Below are 17386 nucleotides of genomic sequence, written 5' to 3' on the forward strand. Positions count from 1 at the left end.
GGCGCACGGACAAGATCAAAGATAGTCCCGCAGCCGGTAGTAAGCCATGCCCACGGCTTGGCTGAACCCACCCAGCGTCTCGCCCCCCGGGAAGCGCCGCTTGGGCAGGCGCTCGAACAAGGCCAAATCCTCGGGCCTACCCAGCAGCGCCTCGGCCAAAACCCGGCCCGCCACTGCCGTGGGCACCAGGCCGTGGCCGGAGAAGCCCTGGGCCCAATAGACGGGGCCTTCGTGGCCAAAGTCGGGGGTGCGCGGCACGGTGATGTCGATGTGGCCGCCCCAGGCGTGGGCGATCTTCACGTCCGCCAATTGGGGGAACACGCGCAGCATGTCGGCCCGCATGGCCTCGGCCAAGTTATGCGGCGTGCGGCCGGTATAGGTGCACTTGCCGCCAAACAGCAGGCGGTGGTCTTGGGTGAGGCGGAAGTAGTCGAGGATGAACTGGTTGTCCGTCACCGCCAAGCCGGTAGGCAGCAGGGCTTTGGCGCGGGCCTCGCCCAAGGGCTCGGTGCCGATCATGTAGGTGCCCACGGGCAGCACGCGGGCGCGCAGCGCAGGGTTCAGGGTGTGGATGTAGGCATTGCAGGCCAGCACCAGTCGGTCGGCGCGCACCTCGCCGTGGGCGGTGCGCACGCGCACGCCGTCACCCTCTAAGCTGTAGCTTTGCACCGCACTGCCGTCATGCAGCACCACGCCGGCTGCCTCGGCCGCGCGCGCCAAACCCAACACATACTTGAGGGGGTGAAGGTGCCCGCCTTCAGGGTCGAGCAGCCCAGCTTGATAGCGCTCACTGGCCACGTGCTCAGGCAGCTCGGCCTTGGGGATGAAGCGCAGGCGCTCATAGCCCCAGCGCTGGGCAGCCTCTTGCTGCCAATGCGTCAACAGGCTCACGCGGCGGGGCAGCACAGACGTCCACAAATGGCCGTCGCGCAGCTCACAGTCGATTTGGTGGGTGGCGACATGCTGGCGGATCTCAGCCGCGGCCTCGCGCACCAAGCCCCAGACGCGCCGCGCGCCCTCCAAGCCCAAGGCACGCTCAAAGGGCGGCATGTCACACGAGAAGCCCAGGATGACTTGCCCGCCATTGCGGCCTGACGCACCCCAACCCACACGTGAGGCTTCCAGCACCACCACGCGCTGGCCGGCCTGGGCCAGGCGCAGCGCGGTGTAGAGCCCGGTGAAGCCGGCCCCGACGATGCACACATCCGCCTGTACGGCGCCTTGCAGCGCAGGCTGCAGCGGCGGCAGCGTGGCGGTGGCGGCATAAGTGGACGGCGGAAACTGGGTGTCAGATAAATACATAAGGCCCTGATCCACTAGGGTTGAGGGCCTGATTGTGCGGGGCGCGGGGGCGCCCGGCGGCTCAGTGTTTGCGCTCAGCGACGAGGTCGTAACCGGCCATGCCCACCAGCATGGTCACCACAAAGATCACGGCCTCAGGAATGCCCGCCGACGCCGCCACGATGCCCGGGCCGGGGCAGAAACCGCCCACCCCCCAGCCGGTGCCGAACAGCACGCCGCCCAGGATCAGGCGCTTGTCGATCAGCGTGGTGTCGGGCAGGCGAATGAGGCTGCCGTTCCAGGCCTTGTCCCTGCCGGCGGCCAGCCGGAAGGCGAAGAAGCCCACACCAATGGCGCCGCCCATCACCAAGGCGAGTGAGGGGTCCCAGGCGCCGAAGAGGTCCAGGAAGCCGGCCACCTTGGTCGGGTTGGTCATGCCACTCGCAATCAGGCCCAAGCCGAACACCACACCGGCGAGCAACGCCGTCAACAGACTTTTCATGATGAGGACCTCACAGCACGTGGCGCAAGACCGCCACCGTCACAAACCCAGCGCCCATGAAGGACAACACGTTCACCAAAGAGCGCACCGACAAGCGGCTTAGGCCGCACACGCCGTGCCCACTGGTGCAGCCATTGCCCATGCGCACGCCTACGCCCACCAGCAAACCAGCGATGGCCACCATGGCGGGGCTGGCCACCATCTGAGCAGCCGGCAGCGGCTTGACCACCTGCCACAGCCAGGGCGCCAGCATCAGGCCACCGATGAACCACCAGCGCTCGCCCTGGCCCTTCAAGCCCTGGCCCTTGCGCAGTGCATGCCAGGCCATGCCCACCACGCCCGCAATGCCGGCGATGCGGCCATTGGCCAAGAGATAAATCGCTGAGGCCAAGCCAATCAGCACCCCGCCGGCTAAGGCCGCCCACGGGCTAAAGGCATTCCAGTCAATCGTCACGTTGCTCGTCCTTCTTGTTCATGGGCTTGGCGGGGCCGCAGTAGTGCCCATAGAGTGCTTGCAGCACCACTTGAACACCCTCCGACGCCACGCGGTAATGGATGAACTTGCCCTCACGGCGCGTGGCCACCAGGCCCTCGGCACGCAAGATGCCCAACTGCTGCGACAAGCTGGGCTGGGCCACACCCGTGGCTTCACCCAGCTCGGCGACACAGCGCTCGCCTTGCGAGAGCTGGCACAAGAGCATCAGCCTGTCCGGGTGCGCCAAGGCCTTGAGCAAAGCCGCCACCTCCACCGCCTTGGCTTGCAAGGCTGCGAAAGGGTCTTGATCGCCATCAGTTGCATTCATCGTAAAGTGATTATATGATGATTGCAGAATTTGTAAAGTGACAGGAATCGTCATGAACACCACCGCCCAGATCAAGACCTTTTTCGACCCCGCCACCTACACGGCCACCCACATCGTCTCGTGCCCCACGACACGCCGTGCCGCCGTGATCGACAGTGTGTTGGATTACGACCCCAAGTCGGGCCGCACCAGCACCCGCTCGGCCGAACAAGTGCTGGCCTATGTGCAGCAAGAGGCCCTGAGCGTGGACTGGCACTTGGAAACCCACGCCCACGCCGACCACCTCTCGGCCGCCCCCTGGCTGCGCGAACGCCTGGGCGGCCAAATCGCGATTGGCGACCACATCCAACAAGTGCAAAAGGTCTTCAAGGGCGTGTTCAATGCGCCGGACATCAGCGGCGACGGGCGCGAGTTTGATGTGCTGTTCAAAGGCGGCGACCAGTTCAAGATTGGTGAGCTGACCGTGGACGTGCTGCACACCCCCGGCCACACCCCGGCCTGCGTCACCTACCTGGTGGGCGACGACGCCTTTGTCGGCGACACGCTCTTCATGCCCGACTACGGCACGGCGCGCTGCGACTTCCCTGGCGGCAATGCCAACACGCTGTATCAATCCATTCACCGCCTGCTGGCCCTGCCCGGCCACACCCGGCTGCACATGTGCCATGACTACCAACCCGGCGGCCGCGAGGTCAAGCTGGTGAGCACCGTGGCCGAGCAGCGCGCCGCCAATGTGCATGTGCACGAGGGCATCAGCGAAGCCGAGTTCGTGGCCATGCGCACCGCGCGCGACAAGACCCTGGACATGCCGGTGTTGATCCTGCCCTCGGTGCAGGTCAATGTGAGGGGTGGCCATTTCCCGCCGGCTGAAGACAATGGCGTGAGCTATCTGAAGATTCCATTGAACGCCCTGTGAACACCCTCGCCGCCACCGCAGCGCCACCCCTCAAAGGCTGGGCCGCCTACAAGCAAGCCCTGCCAGAGGACATGCTGGCCGCGCTGATCGTCACCGTCTTGCTGGTGCCGCAAAGCCTGGCCTATGCCTTGCTGGCGGGCTTGCCGCCCATCGTGGGCGTGATGGCCAGCTTGCTGCCCATCGTGGCCTATGCCCTGCTGGGCTCCAGCAGCACCTTGGCGGTGGGGCCGGTGGCCGTGTTGGCCATGCTCACGGCCCAGGCGGTGGCGCCGGTGGCGCAGGCACATGGCATCTCGCCCTCCTTGGCGGCGCTGGTGCTGTCAGTGGAGATGGGGGCTGTCTTTCTGATCGCCGCCGCGCTGCGCCTGGACGTGCTGGCTGCGCTGCTGAGCGCGCCGGTGCTGCACGGCTTTGTCAACGGCGCCTCATTGGCCATTGCCATCGCCCAAGTGCCTGCGCTGCTGGGCTTGCCCATCAAAGGCAATACCCTGCCTGAGCTGTGGGCCAGCGCCCAGGCCCAGCCCAGCCTGCAGCCGCATTGGGGCACGGTGCTGATGGGGGGCGCCGCCCTGCTCTTGCTGTGGAGCCTGCGGCGTTGGGCCACCCCGGCCCTCAAAGCGGTGGGCCTGCCGGCACGCAGCGCGCAACTCTGGGGCCGCATGGCCCCCATGGTGGTGGTGGTGGCCTCCATTGCCGCCATCATGAGCGCGCCCCAGGCTTGGCAAGGCGTGGCCTTGGCAGGGGCCATTTCTTTGGGTGACGGCCTGCAGTTCGCACCGCCCTGGCAAGCCCCACTGGCAGTGTGGCAAGACCTGCTCACCCCCGCGCTCTTGCTGGGCTTGGTGGCCTATGTCGAGAGCTTGGCCGTGGCCGAGGCCCTGGCGGCCCGCCGGGGCGAGGCCATCTCACCGCGCCGCGAGCTGCTGGGCCTGGGGGCCGCCAATGTGGTGGCCGGCGTCAGCGGTGCGATGCCGGTGACCGGTGGCTTCTCGCGCAGCATCGTCAACTTTGATGCGGGTGCTCGCACTCGCTACGCCGGCATCTGGACAGCCTTGTTCTTGGGCATCGCCATGGCCACCTTGGGCGGCTTTCTCTCGGCCTTGCCCAAGGCCGTGCTGGCCGCGACCATCTTCATCGCGGTGCTGTCTTTGGTGGACTTGCATCACTTCAGCGCGGCCTGGCGCTATCACCGCCTCGAAGGCGGCTTGATGATCACCGTGGCGCTGGCCACCTTGTTCTTGGGCGTGGAGCCCGCCTTGGGCCTGGGCGTGGTGCTGTCCATCGTGCTGCTGCTGCAGCGCACAGCCAGGCCGCATTGGGCCGAGGTGGGCAAGCTGCCCGGCACCGAAGTCTTTCGCAATGTGTTGCGGCACAAGGTCGAGACCCTGCCCCACCTGTTGCAAGTGCGGGTGGACGAGAGCCTGGTCTTCACCAACACCCGCTGGCTGGCCGACACCCTGGGCACGCTGGTGCACCAACGACCCGCCGTCAAGCATGTGGTGCTGATGATGCCCGCGGTCAACTTCATTGACCTCTCGGGCTTGGAAGGCCTGCAAAAGCTCAATGAAGAGCTGCGCAGCCGGGGCGTGACGCTGCACCTGTCGGAGCTGAAGGGCCCGGTAGCCGACAGGCTGATGGCCGGCGGCTTGGCGCAGTGGCTGACCGGCCGCATCTTCTTGACCGAGGCGGAAGCCTGGAACGCGCTCAAGGCGTAGACTCCCGCCCATGCTGCGATTCTTTGTCTGTCTATTGCTTTGCCTGAGCCTGCCCGGTCAATCGGCCTGGGCGGCGTGGCGCATGGCCAGCAGCCCGGTGTCGCAGAGCAGCCTTAACGCCGCCGCAGCCATGCCTTGCCATGGCGATGCCAGCATGATGCAAGACAGCGTTGGCGGCCCTGGCCAAGAGGGCTTGGCCAACGAGGCGCAGCCACTCAAGGCCAGCAGCACCTGCCCGCATTGCGGCACCTGCGCCGCCTGTGTGATGGCCCACGCCCTGCCCGCTAACCCCACGGTGACGACGGCGATCTGGCAGCCCCAAGCGGCTCCGCCCGAGCCTACAGCGGCCCGTGTGCCGCCCTTCACCACCGCCGGCCCTGACCGGCCTCCCCGAGAAGTTTGATCTCGCTGCACCGCGGCCTTGCCCCGGTGCCCAAGCGCTGGCCCGCACTCTGCCGCGGCCAGCCCCTCACGCGTGATCACTGACAACTCACCATGACTCACCTCTCCTTGGGCCGCCCCACGGCGTGGGCGGCCACCCTGGCCGCCGCGCTGCTGACGGGCTGCGCCAGCTTGCCCGATGACGACGGCTTTGGCCGCGCCGACCGCATCGCCCGCCAACACCTGGGCACCCCCTTGCAACGTGCAGATCGACCCGCCGCGGCCCCAAGCGCGGCTGCCGCCCTCAACACCAGCTTGGCTGAGCCGCTGACCGAACAAGCGGCGGTGCAGATCGCCGTCACCCAACACCCCGGCTTTCAGGCCGACCTGGAACGTCTGCGGGCCGAAGCGGCCGAAGGCGCGCTGGCGGCCAGCCTGCCCGCCCCAGGCTTCACGCTGCGCCGCACCCGCGCAGGCGAAGACCTGGAATGGGAAGCCAGCCTGCATGCCAGCCTGGCGCGGCTGATTGCCCTGCCCTGGCTGCGGGAGCACGAGGCCCAGCGCCTCACAGAGGCCGGCCACCATGCCGCCATCCGTGTGCTGCAGCACGCCTTGCAGGCCCGCAGCGCCTGGCTGGAGGCCGTCGCGGCGCGCCAGCAAGCGGCCGTGGCACAGACCGCGCTGGAAAGCGCCCAAGCCAGCAGCACCTTGGCCGAGCGCATGCAACAGGCGGGCAACTTCAGCGCCCTGCAAGCCGCACGCATCCACTTGGCGCAAGCCCAAGTCAAAGCCGCCGCCTTGGCCGCAGCGGCCCAGCAGCGCAGCAGCGAGGCCCGCCTGCGCCTGGCCTTGGGCCTGCCGGCCCGCACCGCGCTGACGCTGCCCGACGCCCTGCCCGAGCTGCCCGCCCAAGCCCCCGCCGATCTGCCCGACAGCGCCCAGCAACTGGCCCAGCGCAGCGATGTGCAAAGTGCCGAGGCCCGCTGGCAGGCGCTGCAAAGCGGCGCCCGCGCCGACCAGGCCCAGCGTTGGCTGGCCGATGCAGAAATCGCCCCGGAATGGGCCATCGAAGGCCCCTTGCGCAGCGGCCATCTGCACAGCCGAACCTGGGAGCTGGGATTGCGCCTGCCCTTCTGGGACAGCCGTGTGCGCCAAGTCGCAGCCGACAGCCGCGTGCGAGTGGCCGCGCTGGAACTGCAGCACACCCAACTCAATGCCTTGGCCGAGATCCAAGAAGCCCACGAGGCCGCGCGCCTGCAGTGGCAAATGGCGCAGCACCAACAGACCGTGGCCTTGCCGCTGGCGCGCCAAATGGCCCAGCAGAACCTGCTGCGCTACAACGGCATGTTGATTGGCGTGTTTGAGCTGCTCGACTCGGCCCAGCAACGCCTGCAAGCCGAGCAAGCCGCCGTGATGGCGCTGCGCGACTACTGGCTGGCCCAGGCCCAGTTGCAGACCGCCCTGATCGCACCACCCGGCCGCCCCTTGCCCGCCGCCGCCTCTGCCTCTTCTTCCAATCGCCCCGCTGCCGACAGCGCCGGCCACTGAAAGCGACCCTCACCATGATCAATCGTCGCCGCTTCTTCGCTTCCAGCGCATCGGCCTTGGCGGCCACTGCGGCCGTGGCCGCGCCCGTGCGCTCCACCAGCCTGCTGGGCCTGCCCGAGCCGGTGCTGCGCAGCACGCCTGACACCGCGCCCCCGCTGCAGCCCGCCACTGGCCGCCCCTACAACCCGGTGGTCACCCTCAACGGCTGGACCGCCCCTTGGCGCATGAACCAAGGCGTCAAAGAATTCCACCTCGTGGCCGAGCCCGTCAAGCGCGAGATGGCGCCAGGCTTTGTGGCTAATCTTTGGGGTTACAACGGTCAGAGCCCTGGCCCCACCATCGAGGTGGTCGAGGGTGACCGCGTGCGGCTCTACGTCACCAACAAGCTGCCCGAGCCCACCACCATGCACTGGCACGGCCAGCGCCTGCCCTGCGGCATGGACGGCGTGGCGGGCCTGACCCAAGCGCCCATCGGCGTGGGCGAAACCTGGGTCTATGAGTTCACCGCCAAGCGCCCGGGCACCTTCATGTACCACCCGCATGCCGATGAGATGGTGCAAATGGCCATGGGCCTGATGGGCTTGTGGATCACCCACCCCAAGGCCAAGCACCCGCACATCGCCGAGGTGGACCGCGACTTCTGCTTCCTGCTCAATGCCTATGACATCGAGCCCGGCAGCGCCACGCCCAAGGTGATGACCATGCTGGACTTCAACCTCTGGAGCTGGAACAGCCGCATCTTCCCGGGCATCGACACGCTGAATGTGCGCCAAGGTGACCGCGTGCGCTTGCGCGTGGGCAACCTCACCATGACCAACCACCCCATCCACATCCACGGCCATGAGTTCATGGTCACCGGCACCGACGGCGGCCCGGTGCCGCCGAGTGCCCGCTGGCCCGAGGTCACGGTGGACATCGCCGTGGGCCAGATGCGGCAGATGGAGTTCATCGCTGATGAGCTGGGCGACTGGGCCTTTCACTGCCACAAGAGCCACCACACCATGAACGCCATGGGCCACAACGTGCCCACCATGCTGGGCGTGGAGCAGCGCGACGTGGTGCGCAGCATCAACCGCGCCACGCCCGGCTTCATGGCCATGGGCAGCGAGGGCATGCACGAAATGGCCGAGATGCAAATGGAGCTGCCCGCCAACACCGCCCCCATGATGACCGGCGACGGCCCCTTTGGCGGCATCGGCATGGGCGGCATGTTCAGCGTGCTCAAGGTGCGCGCCGATCAGCCCAAGGGCGACTACCGCGACCCGGGTTGGTTCAAGCACCCGGCGGGCACGGTGGCCTTCCCCGTGCCCCAGGCCGCCGCTGGCCAGGCCTCGTCAGCCGCACCGGCCACCAGCACGCCCCCCACCACTCCCAGCGTTGAAGTCAATGTTCACCGCAGCAGTCAACATCACCATTGAGGCCACCATGAAGCACCTACAAGCATTACGCAGCCGCATCGGCACTGGAGCACTGGCAGGCGTGCTCGCCCTCTGGCTGCCCCTACTCGCCCACGCCCATGGCGACCAGGCCCATGCGGCCAAAAGGCCCCGATTCGACGCCAGCAAGGTCGAAGACACGCCCTTCGGCCGCCAAGGAGACCCGGCCAAAGTCACCCGCACCATACAGATCGACATGAGCGATAGCATGCGCTTCAGCCCTGCTTCGCTGCAGGTCAAACCGGGCGACACCGTTCGCCTGGTCGCTCGCAACCGGGGCAAGCTTCTGCATGAAATAGTCTTGGGTCATGCCCAAGCCTTGCAAGAACATGCCGAGCTGATGAAGAAGTTTCCGGACATGGAACATGACGAGCCGCACATGGTCCACGTCAAGCCCGGCAGCCAAGGCGAAATCATTTGGCAATTCACCCAGGCTGGCACCTTTCAGTTCGCCTGCCTGCTGCCGGGGCACTTTGATGCAGGCATGGTGGGGAGCGTCACCGTGAAAGGGCCGTAAAGTGAGCCTGGCGGCCGCCGAAGTGGGAGGTAAGAGCTTCGTACATGGGCCACGAACGAACCTTGCTGGCAACACAGGGGCCAGCCCGCCAACGCCATCACAGCAACCTTTTTTCTACTTGATGCCTGAACTGCTCTACGCCCCGCTCCTTGAGAGCGACCTGGAAGAACTGGCTGAGTTGCTTCACTGTGAAGCCGTCTATGAGTTCATCGGGGGCATGCCCAGCAGAGAGGAATTCGACCTCTGGCTGCGCAGGTCGATGGCGGGCCCACCAGACGGCCCCACCGGTGAGACCTGGATCAACGTGGTGGTGCGCCTTGCTGCCACCGGCCGGATCATCGGGCGGCTCGAAGCCAATGTTCACGATGGACTCGCTGAAGTGGCCTTTCTGTATGGCCCCACACACTGGGGCAGCGGCTTTGCCTCCCAAGGCCTGCTTTGGCTGCATGAGCACCTGCGCCAGCATTCGGAGGTTCGAACACTGTGGGCGACCACACACCCCGACAACTACCGCAGTGCTGGCCTGCTGGCCAAGTGCGGCTATACGGCAATACCGACCGACGCATTGCCGGTGCTCTACTCTTACGACGAAGGCGATGTGGTGTTCCGGCGCACCGCTGCTGAGCTCTAGGGGTGTGAGAGGCTGAACGACAGCGTGGGCAGCGTGGCCGGTTAGGGTGCCTTGGTGTTCGATGGGTGAGCGCACCTTCATGCAGAACTGAAGACTGCGGCCTTCGATGGACAAGACGTCCGCCTGTCCACAATTTGCTAGGGTCTGTTGACATATGAATCCTGCCCGCGCAGGAGTGTCCAAGGGCGCTGGCGTAGGCGCGGCCCGCAGCCCGGGCTGACGCCCAGGCAAGAGACACAACACCCGCCAGCGCCCTTGGCCGCCCTGCCCGGAGGGTGAGCCCTGCAGCCCACGCCATTCGTTGTTGCGCCGCCCGCACACCAGTGCGGGCGGCGCAGCGCGCCTAGACTGACATGGGCTGAAGGGCTCACGCGGGCAAGATTCATATGTCAACAGACCCTAGGGATATGGCCCCTGCACAGGAGCTTTCCCCATGCGGCTGGGAGCCTCGTGTGAAGCAGAATTGAGCGGGCGTCGTCATCAACAGCAATCTCGACACCCTCTGAATGGCCTGCTGTACCAAGACTGTCTATCCATGAAAACTACATTTCGATTGATCATTGCCGCGTTGGCGACCTCGTTACTGGTGGGATGCGCGGGGACCAACTTCAAGCGCCCCGACCCCGGCGTGCTGGAAGTCGGAAAGTCCACCGTGGCCCAAGTGAATCAGGTCATGGGGCCTGCGCCACAAACGGGCGAACTGATGAAGAACGGGGAGAAGCTCAAGTCCCTACGCTATGTCTATGCTGAAGGGGCTGGTGCCGGAAAGTATCCAGGGGTGGTACCTGCACGTGCCATGGTCTACCTGACCCACAACGACCTCCTGGTCGCTGAAGAGTTCGTCAGTTCATTCCCGAACGACGCCACAGACTTTGATGACTCAAAGGTCTCTGCCATCGTCAAGGGAAAGACCACTCGATCCGAAGTGGCCTCTCTGCTTGGGGCCCCCAACGGCAAAGGTGTTTACCCCTTTGTCAAAACCAAAGGTGATGCTGCGGTCATCTACAGCTATGCCCATGCCAAAGGGAATGCCTTCAACATGAAGTTCTACAACAAGGCACTGGTTGTTTCCTTCGACGCCAACGGCATCGTCACCGACGTTGAATACATCTCCAACGGCGAGAAGTAATCCGTGGCCTAAGGTCGGTGGCTGGGGTACTCCAGAGTCTTCTTGCGCGAAGGCCTGAGCACTCCGCAACCGACCGGCTGGCGCGCCGGGTGCCGCGGAACAAAGCGCGAGGCGCCTCATGCGCATAACATAGCCTCATGAAGGCTGCTCTCTCTACCCTCGCGCTGCTGCTCAGCGCCCTCCAAGCGCTCGCCGCCCCCACCCCCGCCCCCATCCGCGCCGAGATCGACGCCTTGATGGGCAAGCTGCTGGCCTCGGGCTGCCAGTTTGAGCGCAATGGCTCGCTGCACAGCGGTGAAGAGGCCAAGGGCCACATCTTGCGCAAGCTGGATTATTTGGAAGGCAAGCGCACGCTGCAGAGCACCGAGCAGTTCATCGAGCTGGCGGCCAGCCGCAGCAGCAGCTCGGGCAAGCCCTACTTCGTGAAGTGCGGCAGTGCGGCAGCTGTCCCAAGCCAGCAGTGGCTGCTGGGGCAACTGCAAAGCCTTCGCGCCAAAACCAAAGGCCAATGAACCCGCCAAGGAGCGCAGATGCCACCGCAAGACAAAGCCATCCCGCAGTTGCCCGCACGCGCCATGGCACGCACCCTGGCGTTCTATGCGCGCTTAGGGTTTGACGGCGAGATCGCAGCCCCGGACGGCAGCTACGCCATCATGGACCGGGGCGACCTGGAGATTCATCTCTTTGCCTACCCGGACTTGAAGCCGGAGGAGTCGTCATTTGGCTGCTACTTGCGGGTGCAAGACGTGGAGGCCCTCTACCTGGCCTTTGCCGAGGCCAAGCTGCCCGCGCAGGGCATACCGCGCATGACGCCGCTCGAAGACAAGCCCTGGGGAATGCGGGAGTTTGCAGTGATCGACGAGGATGGCTCGTTGATCCGCATAGGCCAAGAGCTTTGAATAGTCCACACTCAGCTCATGACTTCTGAATGCACCGCCTGCGCCATCATTGGCTTCATTGTTTTGCCTCTGCTGATCGTGGCTTCCATCCCTATGCCGCTGTACCTGGTGTGGAATGAAGAGCACGCTTCAGTGCGGGTCAAGCTTCAATGGTGCGCGGCCATCGCGCTGTCCCTTTTCTTGGCGTATCTGAGCGGCAGCGACCATGGCCGCTTGCAGAAGGCTGCGGGGGTGAACCGCCTACTTGGCCAGAACGGCATTTTTGCGTTTTTCGCACTGGCTTGGTTCCTCAGCCTGACCTTCAGATTCCGCCAGTGGAGGAAGCACCGCAAAGAGGCGTCACTCCATCAAGCTCCCTGACTGACCGCGTTAAGGCACACACGAGGTGAATGAATGATCAAGAAGCTCCTCCTGGGCCTGCTGGCCCTGCTGCTGTGCGCCACCGCCTACCTGCTGCTGTGGCCCGTGCCCATCCAGGCCCAGGTGTGGGTGGCGCCACCGGCGCCGGGCTATGTGGGGCCGCATGCGCCCAACACCCGGCTGGCGGGTTTGCAGATGATCAGCCTGGGGGCTGAAGAAGGGCCGGAGCATGTGGCCATGGGGCCGGATGGTTGGCTCTACACCGCGGTGGGCAGTGGCAAGCTCTTGCGCATGAAGCCCGATGGCAGTGAGCTGGCCGTGTGGGCGCAAACCGGTGGGCGGGTGCTGGGCTTTGACTTTGATGCCCAGGGCCGGATGATTGCGGCCGATGCCATGCGCGGGCTGCTGGCCATCTCGCCCAGCGGCGAGGTCAGCCTGCTGACCGACCACGTGGGGGACTCGCCCATCCTCTATGCCGACGCGGTGGTGGTGGCGCAAAGCGGTGAGATGTTCTTCACCGATGCCTCCACTCGCTTCGGGGCCAAGGCCCTGGGCAGCACCTTTGAGGCCAGTGTGTTGGACATCCTGGAGCAGTCGTCCACCGGCCGGGTGCTGGCCTACAACCCGGCCACGCGGCAGACGCGCCTCATGGCGCAGGGCCTCTCTTTTGCCAACGGCATTGCCCTGAGTTCCGACCAAAGCCAGCTCTTTGTGGCCGAGACGGGCCGCTACCGCGTCTGGCGCATCAGCACGGCGGCCACGGGGCTGGATGTGCGCCAAGCCTCGCCCCAGGCCCAGGTGCTGCTGGACAACCTTCCCGGTTACCCTGACAACCTGATGCGTGGCCTGAACGGCAAGATCTGGATGGGCTTGGTCAAGCCGCGCAACCCCAAGATCGACAACATGGCCGGCAAGCCTTGGTTGCGCGAGCTGACGCTGCGCCTGCCGCGCTCGACCTGGCCGGTGCCCAAGGCCTATGGCCATGTGGTGGCTTTCTCAGAGCAAGGCCAAATCCTGGCCGACCTGCAAGACCCCAGCGGCGCCTACCCCGAGGCTACGGCCGTCACCGAGACACCCGAGCGCCTGTATGTGCACAGCCTGCATGCGCCGGCCTTGGGCTGGCGGCCCAATGACCTGAAGTGAGAGGCGCGAGCCCACCATGCTCAATCATGACGTTATAAATTCAGCTCAGAGCAGCGTGCTGTGCTGGCTCGCCACGGTCGATGAGCAGGGCCAGCCCAATGTCTCGCCCAAAGAAATCTGGGCAGTGCTGGATGAGCAACACGTCGTCATCGGCCACATCGCCTCGCCCACCAGCGTGCGCAACATCGCGCAGCACGCCAAGGTCTGCGTGAGCTTTGTGGATGTGTTTGTTCAGAAGGGCTTCAAGGTGCAGGGCGAGGCCCGCATCATCGACAAAGGCCAGGCCGAGTTTTCAAAATGGGCGGCCCCGCTGCTGCCCATGGCGGGCGAGCGCTTCCCCTTGCACGCCGTGATCGTGGTGCGGGCCACGGCGGTGGCGCCCATCGTCGCGCCGAGCTATCGGCTTTATCCTCAAGAGACGACCGAAGCCTTGCAGGTGCAGGCGGCGATGAAGACTTACGGTGTGTCGCGCCACTAGCCCTGGCGGGCGCTCAGGCTCCGCTACCGGCCAAACACCTGAGGACCAGGCCAGCGGCCTCGTCCCTCAGTTGCTCATACTGCGCAAAGGTGGAAAAAGCTCGATCACTACCGTCTTGGTTGAGCACATACATGGTCGCGATCATCGACTTGACCGGCACGAACATGCTGTAGAAGGACAAAGGCCCTCTTCCATCGAGGCTGGGTTGATGCAAAGCCAGTACTTCAACATCTCCATGCACGCTGCGCGCCAGTGGCTGCTGATCTGGCGTGCGCTTGGAAGAAAACGCCTCCATCTGCGCCACCACCGCTTCGCGGTCTGAGGCGGCCTGCGCTGCAGCGGACTGCTCAATCTTGAGATTGACGAAGGGCTTGCCCTGTGCGGTGGTCAAGATGACGCGGTAGCCATCCACCATCGAGACAGACTTAGGCCCCGTCAAAGTCTCCACCGATCTGGCTTTCACGGCCTCGGGCAGTCTGTTCACTTCTTTGGCAGCGAACTTCCCGCCGCCGAAGCACTGAACCACAGGTGCCAGCGCATCAGCCTCGCGTTGGGCCATGCTGGATGCCGAGCCGGCCAGCAATGCGCAGAAGAGCGCAGCCTTGAAGCCATGAAGTGGTGCCATGAAGAATCCTCCTTGTCTGTTGTTTAACTGTGCTGCCAAAGGCCCCAGAGCCTAGCGCCAAGGCCTTCTTGATGGAGGCATTGAAATCACCATATCACGCCAAAGCTAAGCTGATGTAAAGCTCAACCGCGCTCCTTCAACAGGTTCGATGGCCCTCATCGTGGCCAGCCAAGCAAGCGCCTCCACTGCTAAAGATAGACAATTCCGTTTTGCTCGCCGACACCTCAAACCCCATGCCCTCCCCTCTCAAACTCCACATCACCGAGATGAGTTGCGCCGCCTGCGTCGGCCGGGTGGAGCGGGCCGCCTTGAAGGTGCCGGGCGTGGCGGTGGCCCAAGTCAACCTGACCACCGAGCAAATGCAGGTGGAGTTGGCACCGGGGCACAAGCCCGCTGTGGTGACGCCCGCCTTGCTGGCCGCTCTGGCCGACGCTGGCTACCCGGCGCAAGTTCTGGCGGACAACGCTCACTTGCCCTCAGAGGCTCCCGTGGCACCCGCCCTGCTGTGGCTGGGCTTGGCGTTGTCTTTGCCGCTGACCCTGCCCATGGTGGGCATGCTGTGGGGCGCGCATTGGATGCTGCCGGCCTGGGTGCAGTTTGCGCTGGCCACCCCCGTGCAGGTGCTGCTGGGCGCGCGCTTTTACAAAGGGGCTTGGAGTGCGCTGAAGCACGGCAGCGCCAATATGGACGTGCTGGTGGCCCTGGGCACCTCGGCGGCCTATGGCTTGAGCTTGGTGCAGTGGGCGCGGGGTGAAGGCCCGCACGCCTTGGCCTTTGAAGCCAGCGCCATGGTCATCACCCTGGTGTGGCTGGGCAAGTGGCTGGAGGGCGTAGCCAAGCGCCGAACCACCGACGCCCTGCGGGCGCTGCAAGACCTGCGCCCCGTGACGGCCCGCGTTCGCACGCTAGAGGGCGACGAGCGCGAAGTGCCCCTGGAGCAGGTGCGCGTGGGCGACCTGGTGGTGGTGCGACCCGGCGAGCGCGTGGCCGTGGACGGCGTGGTGGTCGAAGGGGCCAGCCAGGTGGACGAGGCTTTGATCACCGGCGAGAGCCTGCCCCAAGCCCGCCACCCCGGCGACGCGGTGGTGGGTGGCGCCATCAATGGCGAGGGCGCACTGCTGCTGCGCACCACCGCCATCGGCGCCGAGAGCACCCTGGCCCGCATCGTGCGGTTGGTAGAAAGCGCCCAGTCCCGCAAAGCACCTATTCAGCACTTGGTAGACCGGGTCGCGGCCGTGTTTGTGCCGGTGGTGGTGGGCTTAGCCTTGCTCACCTTGCTGGCTTGGGGCTGGCTGGGCCAAGGCGCCACGCCATGGGCCACGGCCTTGATGCATGCCGTCACGGTGCTGGTGATTGCCTGCCCCTGTGCGCTGGGACTGGCCACGCCGGCGGCCTTGATGGTGGGCATGGGTGCGGCGGCCAAGCACGGCATCTTGATCCGCGACGCCGAGGCGCTGGAGCGAGCCCATGAGGTCAAGGCCGTGGCCTTTGACAAGACCGGCACGCTGACGGAAGGCCGCCCCCAGGTCCTGCAAGCCCTGGGCTTTGGCTTCACGCGCGAGCAGGTCTTAGGCTTGGCGGCTGCGCTGCAAGCCCACAGCCTGCACCCACTGGCCAAGGCCGTCACCCAAGCCTGGGCCAGCGCACAAACGCCGTCTACGGAGGGCGCTTGCCCGCTACCGCCGCCGTTGGCCCAAGAGGCGAAGGCTCATGCGGGCTTGGGCGTCAGCGGCGTGATCGATGGCGAGCGTGTGCTGCTGGGCAGCGAGCGTTGGATGCGCGACTTGGGCGCGGACCTGCAAGCCGCCAGCGCTGCCGCGCAAGCCGAACAGGACCAAGGCCGCACCGTCTCTTGGCTGGCCAGCGAGCAGCCCGGCGCCCCACCCGAGCTGCTGGGCCTGATCAGCTTTGGCGACACCCTCAAGGCCGACGCCGCGCAGGCCATCACTCGCCTGCACGCCATGGGTGTTCACACCCTGCTGCTCTCCGGCGACAACGCCGGCGCTGCGAACGCCGTAGCCCAGCAATTGGGCATGAGCGAGGTGCGTGCGCAGGTGCTGCCCCAAGACAAGGCCCAGGCCATCGCCGAGCTGCGCAGCCGCGTAGGCGGCCCCGTGGCCATGGTCGGTGATGGCATCAATGACGCGCCCGCCCTGGCCGCCGCCGACATCGGCTTGGCCATGGGCAGTGGCACCGACGTGGCCATGCAAGCCGCCGGCATCACCCTGATGCAAAGCCACCCCTCGCGCGTGGCCGACGCGCTGGACATCGCCCAGCGCACCAGCGCCAAGATCCGCCAAAACCTGTTCTGGGCCTTTGCCTACAACGTGGTGGGCATCCCGCTGGCCGCCTTGGGGCTGCTGCACCCCATGTTCGCGGGCGCAGCCATGGCACTGTCCAGCGTGTTTGTGATTGGCAATGCGCTGCGGCTGGGGCGCTGGCGGCCTGCCTGATCGGACGCTCGCCAGCGGCAGCGTCGCCCAGCACGCTCAGCCTGGGGTCAGCACCCCGTCGTGACGATGATGGTGGTCGGGCCAGCCCCCAAAGAGACCGCCTCGGTGTACCGCACCAAGCAATTGGCAGGGTCCGACGCTGAGGGCTCGCGAAACTCGGTCACCGAAGTGTTGACTTCGACCACTGTCAGCCCGCCGACATTGACCCACTCCTTGATGCCGAAGAACCCCCAGGTGCCCGTTCTCAACTGCCCCGTCGGGTAGCCGTTGTACATGAAACCCACCCGACCATCGGGTCCGCTCAGCGAAGCCCCCTTGCCAGAGGCCACACAGCCACTGACCAGCAAGCACTTGGAATAGGCCAAGTTGGCAGCCCCCGCCACCTCCACTCGTGCCCGGGTGACGACGGCAATGCGTGCGTCGGCGCTGAGGCTCATGAACTTGGGCAATGCCGTCGCGGCCAATACGCCCAGGATGACGATCACCACGATCAATTCGATCAGGGTGAAGCCGCCATTCGATACCGGCAGGGATCTCGCTTGCTGAACACGCATCGTCATTCCAGGGTC

20 protein-coding genes are annotated in these 17386 nt (G+C 65.7%); 14 read left to right on the plus strand and 6 right to left on the minus strand.

Annotated features, from left to right (window positions below):
• Positions 1-15 precede the first annotated feature (15 nt).
• The 4 genes from KAK11_RS11505 to KAK11_RS11520 all read right to left on the minus strand — a co-directional run bounded on the left by KAK11_RS11505 (position 16) and on the right by KAK11_RS11520 (position 2586).
• Entirely contained in the window at positions 16-1302 is a 1287-nt protein-coding gene (locus KAK11_RS11505; RefSeq protein WP_210809272.1) for an NAD(P)/FAD-dependent oxidoreductase, read from the minus strand.
• 61 nt (positions 1303-1363) lie between these two features.
• Positions 1364-1783: a DUF6691 family protein gene (locus tag KAK11_RS11510; protein ID WP_210809273.1), complete on the minus strand. Its 420-nt coding sequence runs from the start codon at positions 1781-1783 to the stop codon at positions 1364-1366.
• 10 nt (positions 1784-1793) lie between these two features.
• A complete protein-coding gene (locus KAK11_RS11515) occupies positions 1794-2237 on the minus strand; it encodes a YeeE/YedE family protein (protein ID WP_210809274.1) in 444 nt (147 codons plus the stop codon).
• Positions 2227-2586, minus strand: coding sequence for an ArsR/SmtB family transcription factor (locus tag KAK11_RS11520; protein WP_210809275.1), 360 nt, complete (start codon positions 2584-2586; stop codon positions 2227-2229). Before KAK11_RS11520 ends, KAK11_RS11515 begins: the two co-directional genes overlap by 11 nt.
• 52 nt (positions 2587-2638) lie before the next feature.
• Between KAK11_RS11520 and KAK11_RS11525 the strand changes: the two genes are divergently transcribed.
• The 13 genes from KAK11_RS11525 (at position 2639) to KAK11_RS11585 (ending at position 13739) form a co-directional block, all read left to right on the plus strand.
• The gene (locus tag KAK11_RS11525) at positions 2639-3502 is read left to right on the plus strand and encodes an MBL fold metallo-hydrolase (protein WP_210809276.1); all 864 of its coding nucleotides are present in this window, start codon (positions 2639-2641) and stop codon (positions 3500-3502) included.
• Positions 3499-5217: a SulP family inorganic anion transporter gene (locus tag KAK11_RS11530; RefSeq protein WP_210809277.1), complete on the plus strand. Its 1719-nt coding sequence runs from the start codon at positions 3499-3501 to the stop codon at positions 5215-5217. Before KAK11_RS11525 ends, KAK11_RS11530 begins: the two co-directional genes overlap by 4 nt.
• A gap of 10 nt (positions 5218-5227) precedes the next feature.
• Positions 5228-5620 (plus strand): hypothetical protein, encoded by a 393-nt coding sequence (locus KAK11_RS11535; protein WP_210809278.1) that lies wholly within the window; start codon positions 5228-5230, stop codon positions 5618-5620.
• A 92-nt stretch (positions 5621-5712) separates the two neighbouring features.
• Entirely contained in the window at positions 5713-7146 is a 1434-nt protein-coding gene (locus KAK11_RS11540) for a TolC family protein (RefSeq protein WP_210809279.1), read from the plus strand.
• Between the two features lie 14 nt (positions 7147-7160).
• On the plus strand, positions 7161-8564 hold the full coding sequence (locus tag KAK11_RS11545; protein ID WP_210809280.1) for a multicopper oxidase family protein: 1404 nt from the start codon (positions 7161-7163) through the stop codon (positions 8562-8564).
• Entirely contained in the window at positions 8533-9099 is a 567-nt protein-coding gene (locus tag KAK11_RS11550) for a cupredoxin domain-containing protein (protein ID WP_246498836.1), read from the plus strand. Before KAK11_RS11545 ends, KAK11_RS11550 begins: the two co-directional genes overlap by 32 nt.
• Positions 9100-9220: 121 nt before the next feature.
• A complete protein-coding gene (locus KAK11_RS11555) occupies positions 9221-9730 on the plus strand; it encodes a GNAT family N-acetyltransferase (RefSeq protein ID WP_210809281.1) in 510 nt (169 codons plus the stop codon).
• A 535-nt stretch (positions 9731-10265) separates the two neighbouring features.
• A complete protein-coding gene (locus KAK11_RS11560) occupies positions 10266-10859 on the plus strand; it encodes a hypothetical protein (protein ID WP_210809282.1) in 594 nt (197 codons plus the stop codon).
• A gap of 137 nt (positions 10860-10996) precedes the next feature.
• The gene (locus KAK11_RS11565) at positions 10997-11371 is read left to right on the plus strand and encodes a DUF5329 family protein (protein ID WP_210809283.1); all 375 of its coding nucleotides are present in this window, start codon (positions 10997-10999) and stop codon (positions 11369-11371) included.
• 18 nt (positions 11372-11389) lie between these two features.
• A complete protein-coding gene (locus KAK11_RS11570; protein WP_210809284.1) occupies positions 11390-11758 on the plus strand; it encodes a bleomycin resistance protein in 369 nt (122 codons plus the stop codon).
• A gap of 18 nt (positions 11759-11776) precedes the next feature.
• Positions 11777-12118, plus strand: coding sequence for a hypothetical protein (locus tag KAK11_RS11575; RefSeq protein WP_210809285.1), 342 nt, complete (start codon positions 11777-11779; stop codon positions 12116-12118).
• A gap of 33 nt (positions 12119-12151) precedes the next feature.
• Entirely contained in the window at positions 12152-13261 is a 1110-nt protein-coding gene (locus tag KAK11_RS11580; protein ID WP_210809286.1) for an SMP-30/gluconolactonase/LRE family protein, read from the plus strand.
• 16 nt (positions 13262-13277) lie between these two features.
• The gene (locus tag KAK11_RS11585; protein WP_210809287.1) at positions 13278-13739 is read left to right on the plus strand and encodes a pyridoxamine 5'-phosphate oxidase family protein; all 462 of its coding nucleotides are present in this window, start codon (positions 13278-13280) and stop codon (positions 13737-13739) included.
• A 13-nt stretch (positions 13740-13752) separates the two neighbouring features.
• On the opposite strand, the gene KAK11_RS11590 is transcribed toward KAK11_RS11585, so the two are convergent.
• Positions 13753-14364, minus strand: a complete 612-nt coding sequence (locus tag KAK11_RS11590; protein ID WP_210809288.1) for a hypothetical protein — start codon at positions 14362-14364, stop codon at positions 13753-13755.
• Between the two features lie 233 nt (positions 14365-14597).
• Between KAK11_RS11590 and KAK11_RS11595 the strand changes: the two genes are divergently transcribed.
• Positions 14598-16817: a heavy metal translocating P-type ATPase gene (locus tag KAK11_RS11595; protein WP_246498837.1), complete on the plus strand. Its 2220-nt coding sequence runs from the start codon at positions 14598-14600 to the stop codon at positions 16815-16817.
• A 47-nt stretch (positions 16818-16864) separates the two neighbouring features.
• Here the strand turns inward: KAK11_RS11595 and KAK11_RS22195 are convergent, their stop codons facing one another.
• On the minus strand, positions 16865-17377 hold the full coding sequence (locus KAK11_RS22195) for a type II secretion system protein (protein WP_310737789.1): 513 nt from the start codon (positions 17375-17377) through the stop codon (positions 16865-16867).
• Between the last annotated feature and the right edge of the window lie 9 nt (positions 17378-17386).

The organism is Ideonella paludis (assembly GCF_018069865.1).
Classification (GTDB): Bacteria; Pseudomonadota; Gammaproteobacteria; order Burkholderiales; family Burkholderiaceae_C; genus Ideonella; species Ideonella paludis.

Bases quoted from the DNA above. Each gene is read 5' to 3' on its own strand.
- KAK11_RS11505 (WP_210809272.1), bottom strand. From the start codon at position 1,302: ATGTATTTATCTGACACCCAGTTTCCGCCGTCCACTTATGCCGCCACC.
- KAK11_RS11510 (WP_210809273.1), bottom strand. From the start codon at position 1,783: ATGAAAAGTCTGTTGACGGCGTTGCTCGCCGGTGTGGTGTTCGGCTTG.
- KAK11_RS11520 (WP_210809275.1), bottom strand. From the start codon at position 2,586: ATGAATGCAACTGATGGCGATCAAGACCCTTTCGCAGCCTTGCAAGCC.
- KAK11_RS11525 (WP_210809276.1), top strand. From the start codon at position 2,639: ATGAACACCACCGCCCAGATCAAGACCTTTTTCGACCCCGCCACCTAC.
- KAK11_RS11535 (WP_210809278.1), top strand. From the start codon at position 5,228: ATGCTGCGATTCTTTGTCTGTCTATTGCTTTGCCTGAGCCTGCCCGGT.
- KAK11_RS11540 (WP_210809279.1), top strand. From the start codon at position 5,713: ATGACTCACCTCTCCTTGGGCCGCCCCACGGCGTGGGCGGCCACCCTG.
- KAK11_RS11545 (WP_210809280.1), top strand. From the start codon at position 7,161: ATGATCAATCGTCGCCGCTTCTTCGCTTCCAGCGCATCGGCCTTGGCG.
- KAK11_RS11550 (WP_246498836.1), top strand. From the start codon at position 8,533: ATGTTCACCGCAGCAGTCAACATCACCATTGAGGCCACCATGAAGCAC.
- KAK11_RS11555 (WP_210809281.1), top strand. From the start codon at position 9,221: ATGCCTGAACTGCTCTACGCCCCGCTCCTTGAGAGCGACCTGGAAGAA.
- KAK11_RS11560 (WP_210809282.1), top strand. From the start codon at position 10,266: ATGAAAACTACATTTCGATTGATCATTGCCGCGTTGGCGACCTCGTTA.
- KAK11_RS11565 (WP_210809283.1), top strand. From the start codon at position 10,997: ATGAAGGCTGCTCTCTCTACCCTCGCGCTGCTGCTCAGCGCCCTCCAA.
- KAK11_RS11570 (WP_210809284.1), top strand. From the start codon at position 11,390: ATGCCACCGCAAGACAAAGCCATCCCGCAGTTGCCCGCACGCGCCATG.
- KAK11_RS11575 (WP_210809285.1), top strand. From the start codon at position 11,777: ATGACTTCTGAATGCACCGCCTGCGCCATCATTGGCTTCATTGTTTTG.
- KAK11_RS11580 (WP_210809286.1), top strand. From the start codon at position 12,152: ATGATCAAGAAGCTCCTCCTGGGCCTGCTGGCCCTGCTGCTGTGCGCC.
- KAK11_RS11585 (WP_210809287.1), top strand. From the start codon at position 13,278: ATGCTCAATCATGACGTTATAAATTCAGCTCAGAGCAGCGTGCTGTGC.
- KAK11_RS11590 (WP_210809288.1), bottom strand. From the start codon at position 14,364: ATGGCACCACTTCATGGCTTCAAGGCTGCGCTCTTCTGCGCATTGCTG.
- KAK11_RS11595 (WP_246498837.1), top strand. From the start codon at position 14,598: ATGCCCTCCCCTCTCAAACTCCACATCACCGAGATGAGTTGCGCCGCC.
- KAK11_RS22195 (WP_310737789.1), bottom strand. From the start codon at position 17,377: ATGACGATGCGTGTTCAGCAAGCGAGATCCCTGCCGGTATCGAATGGC.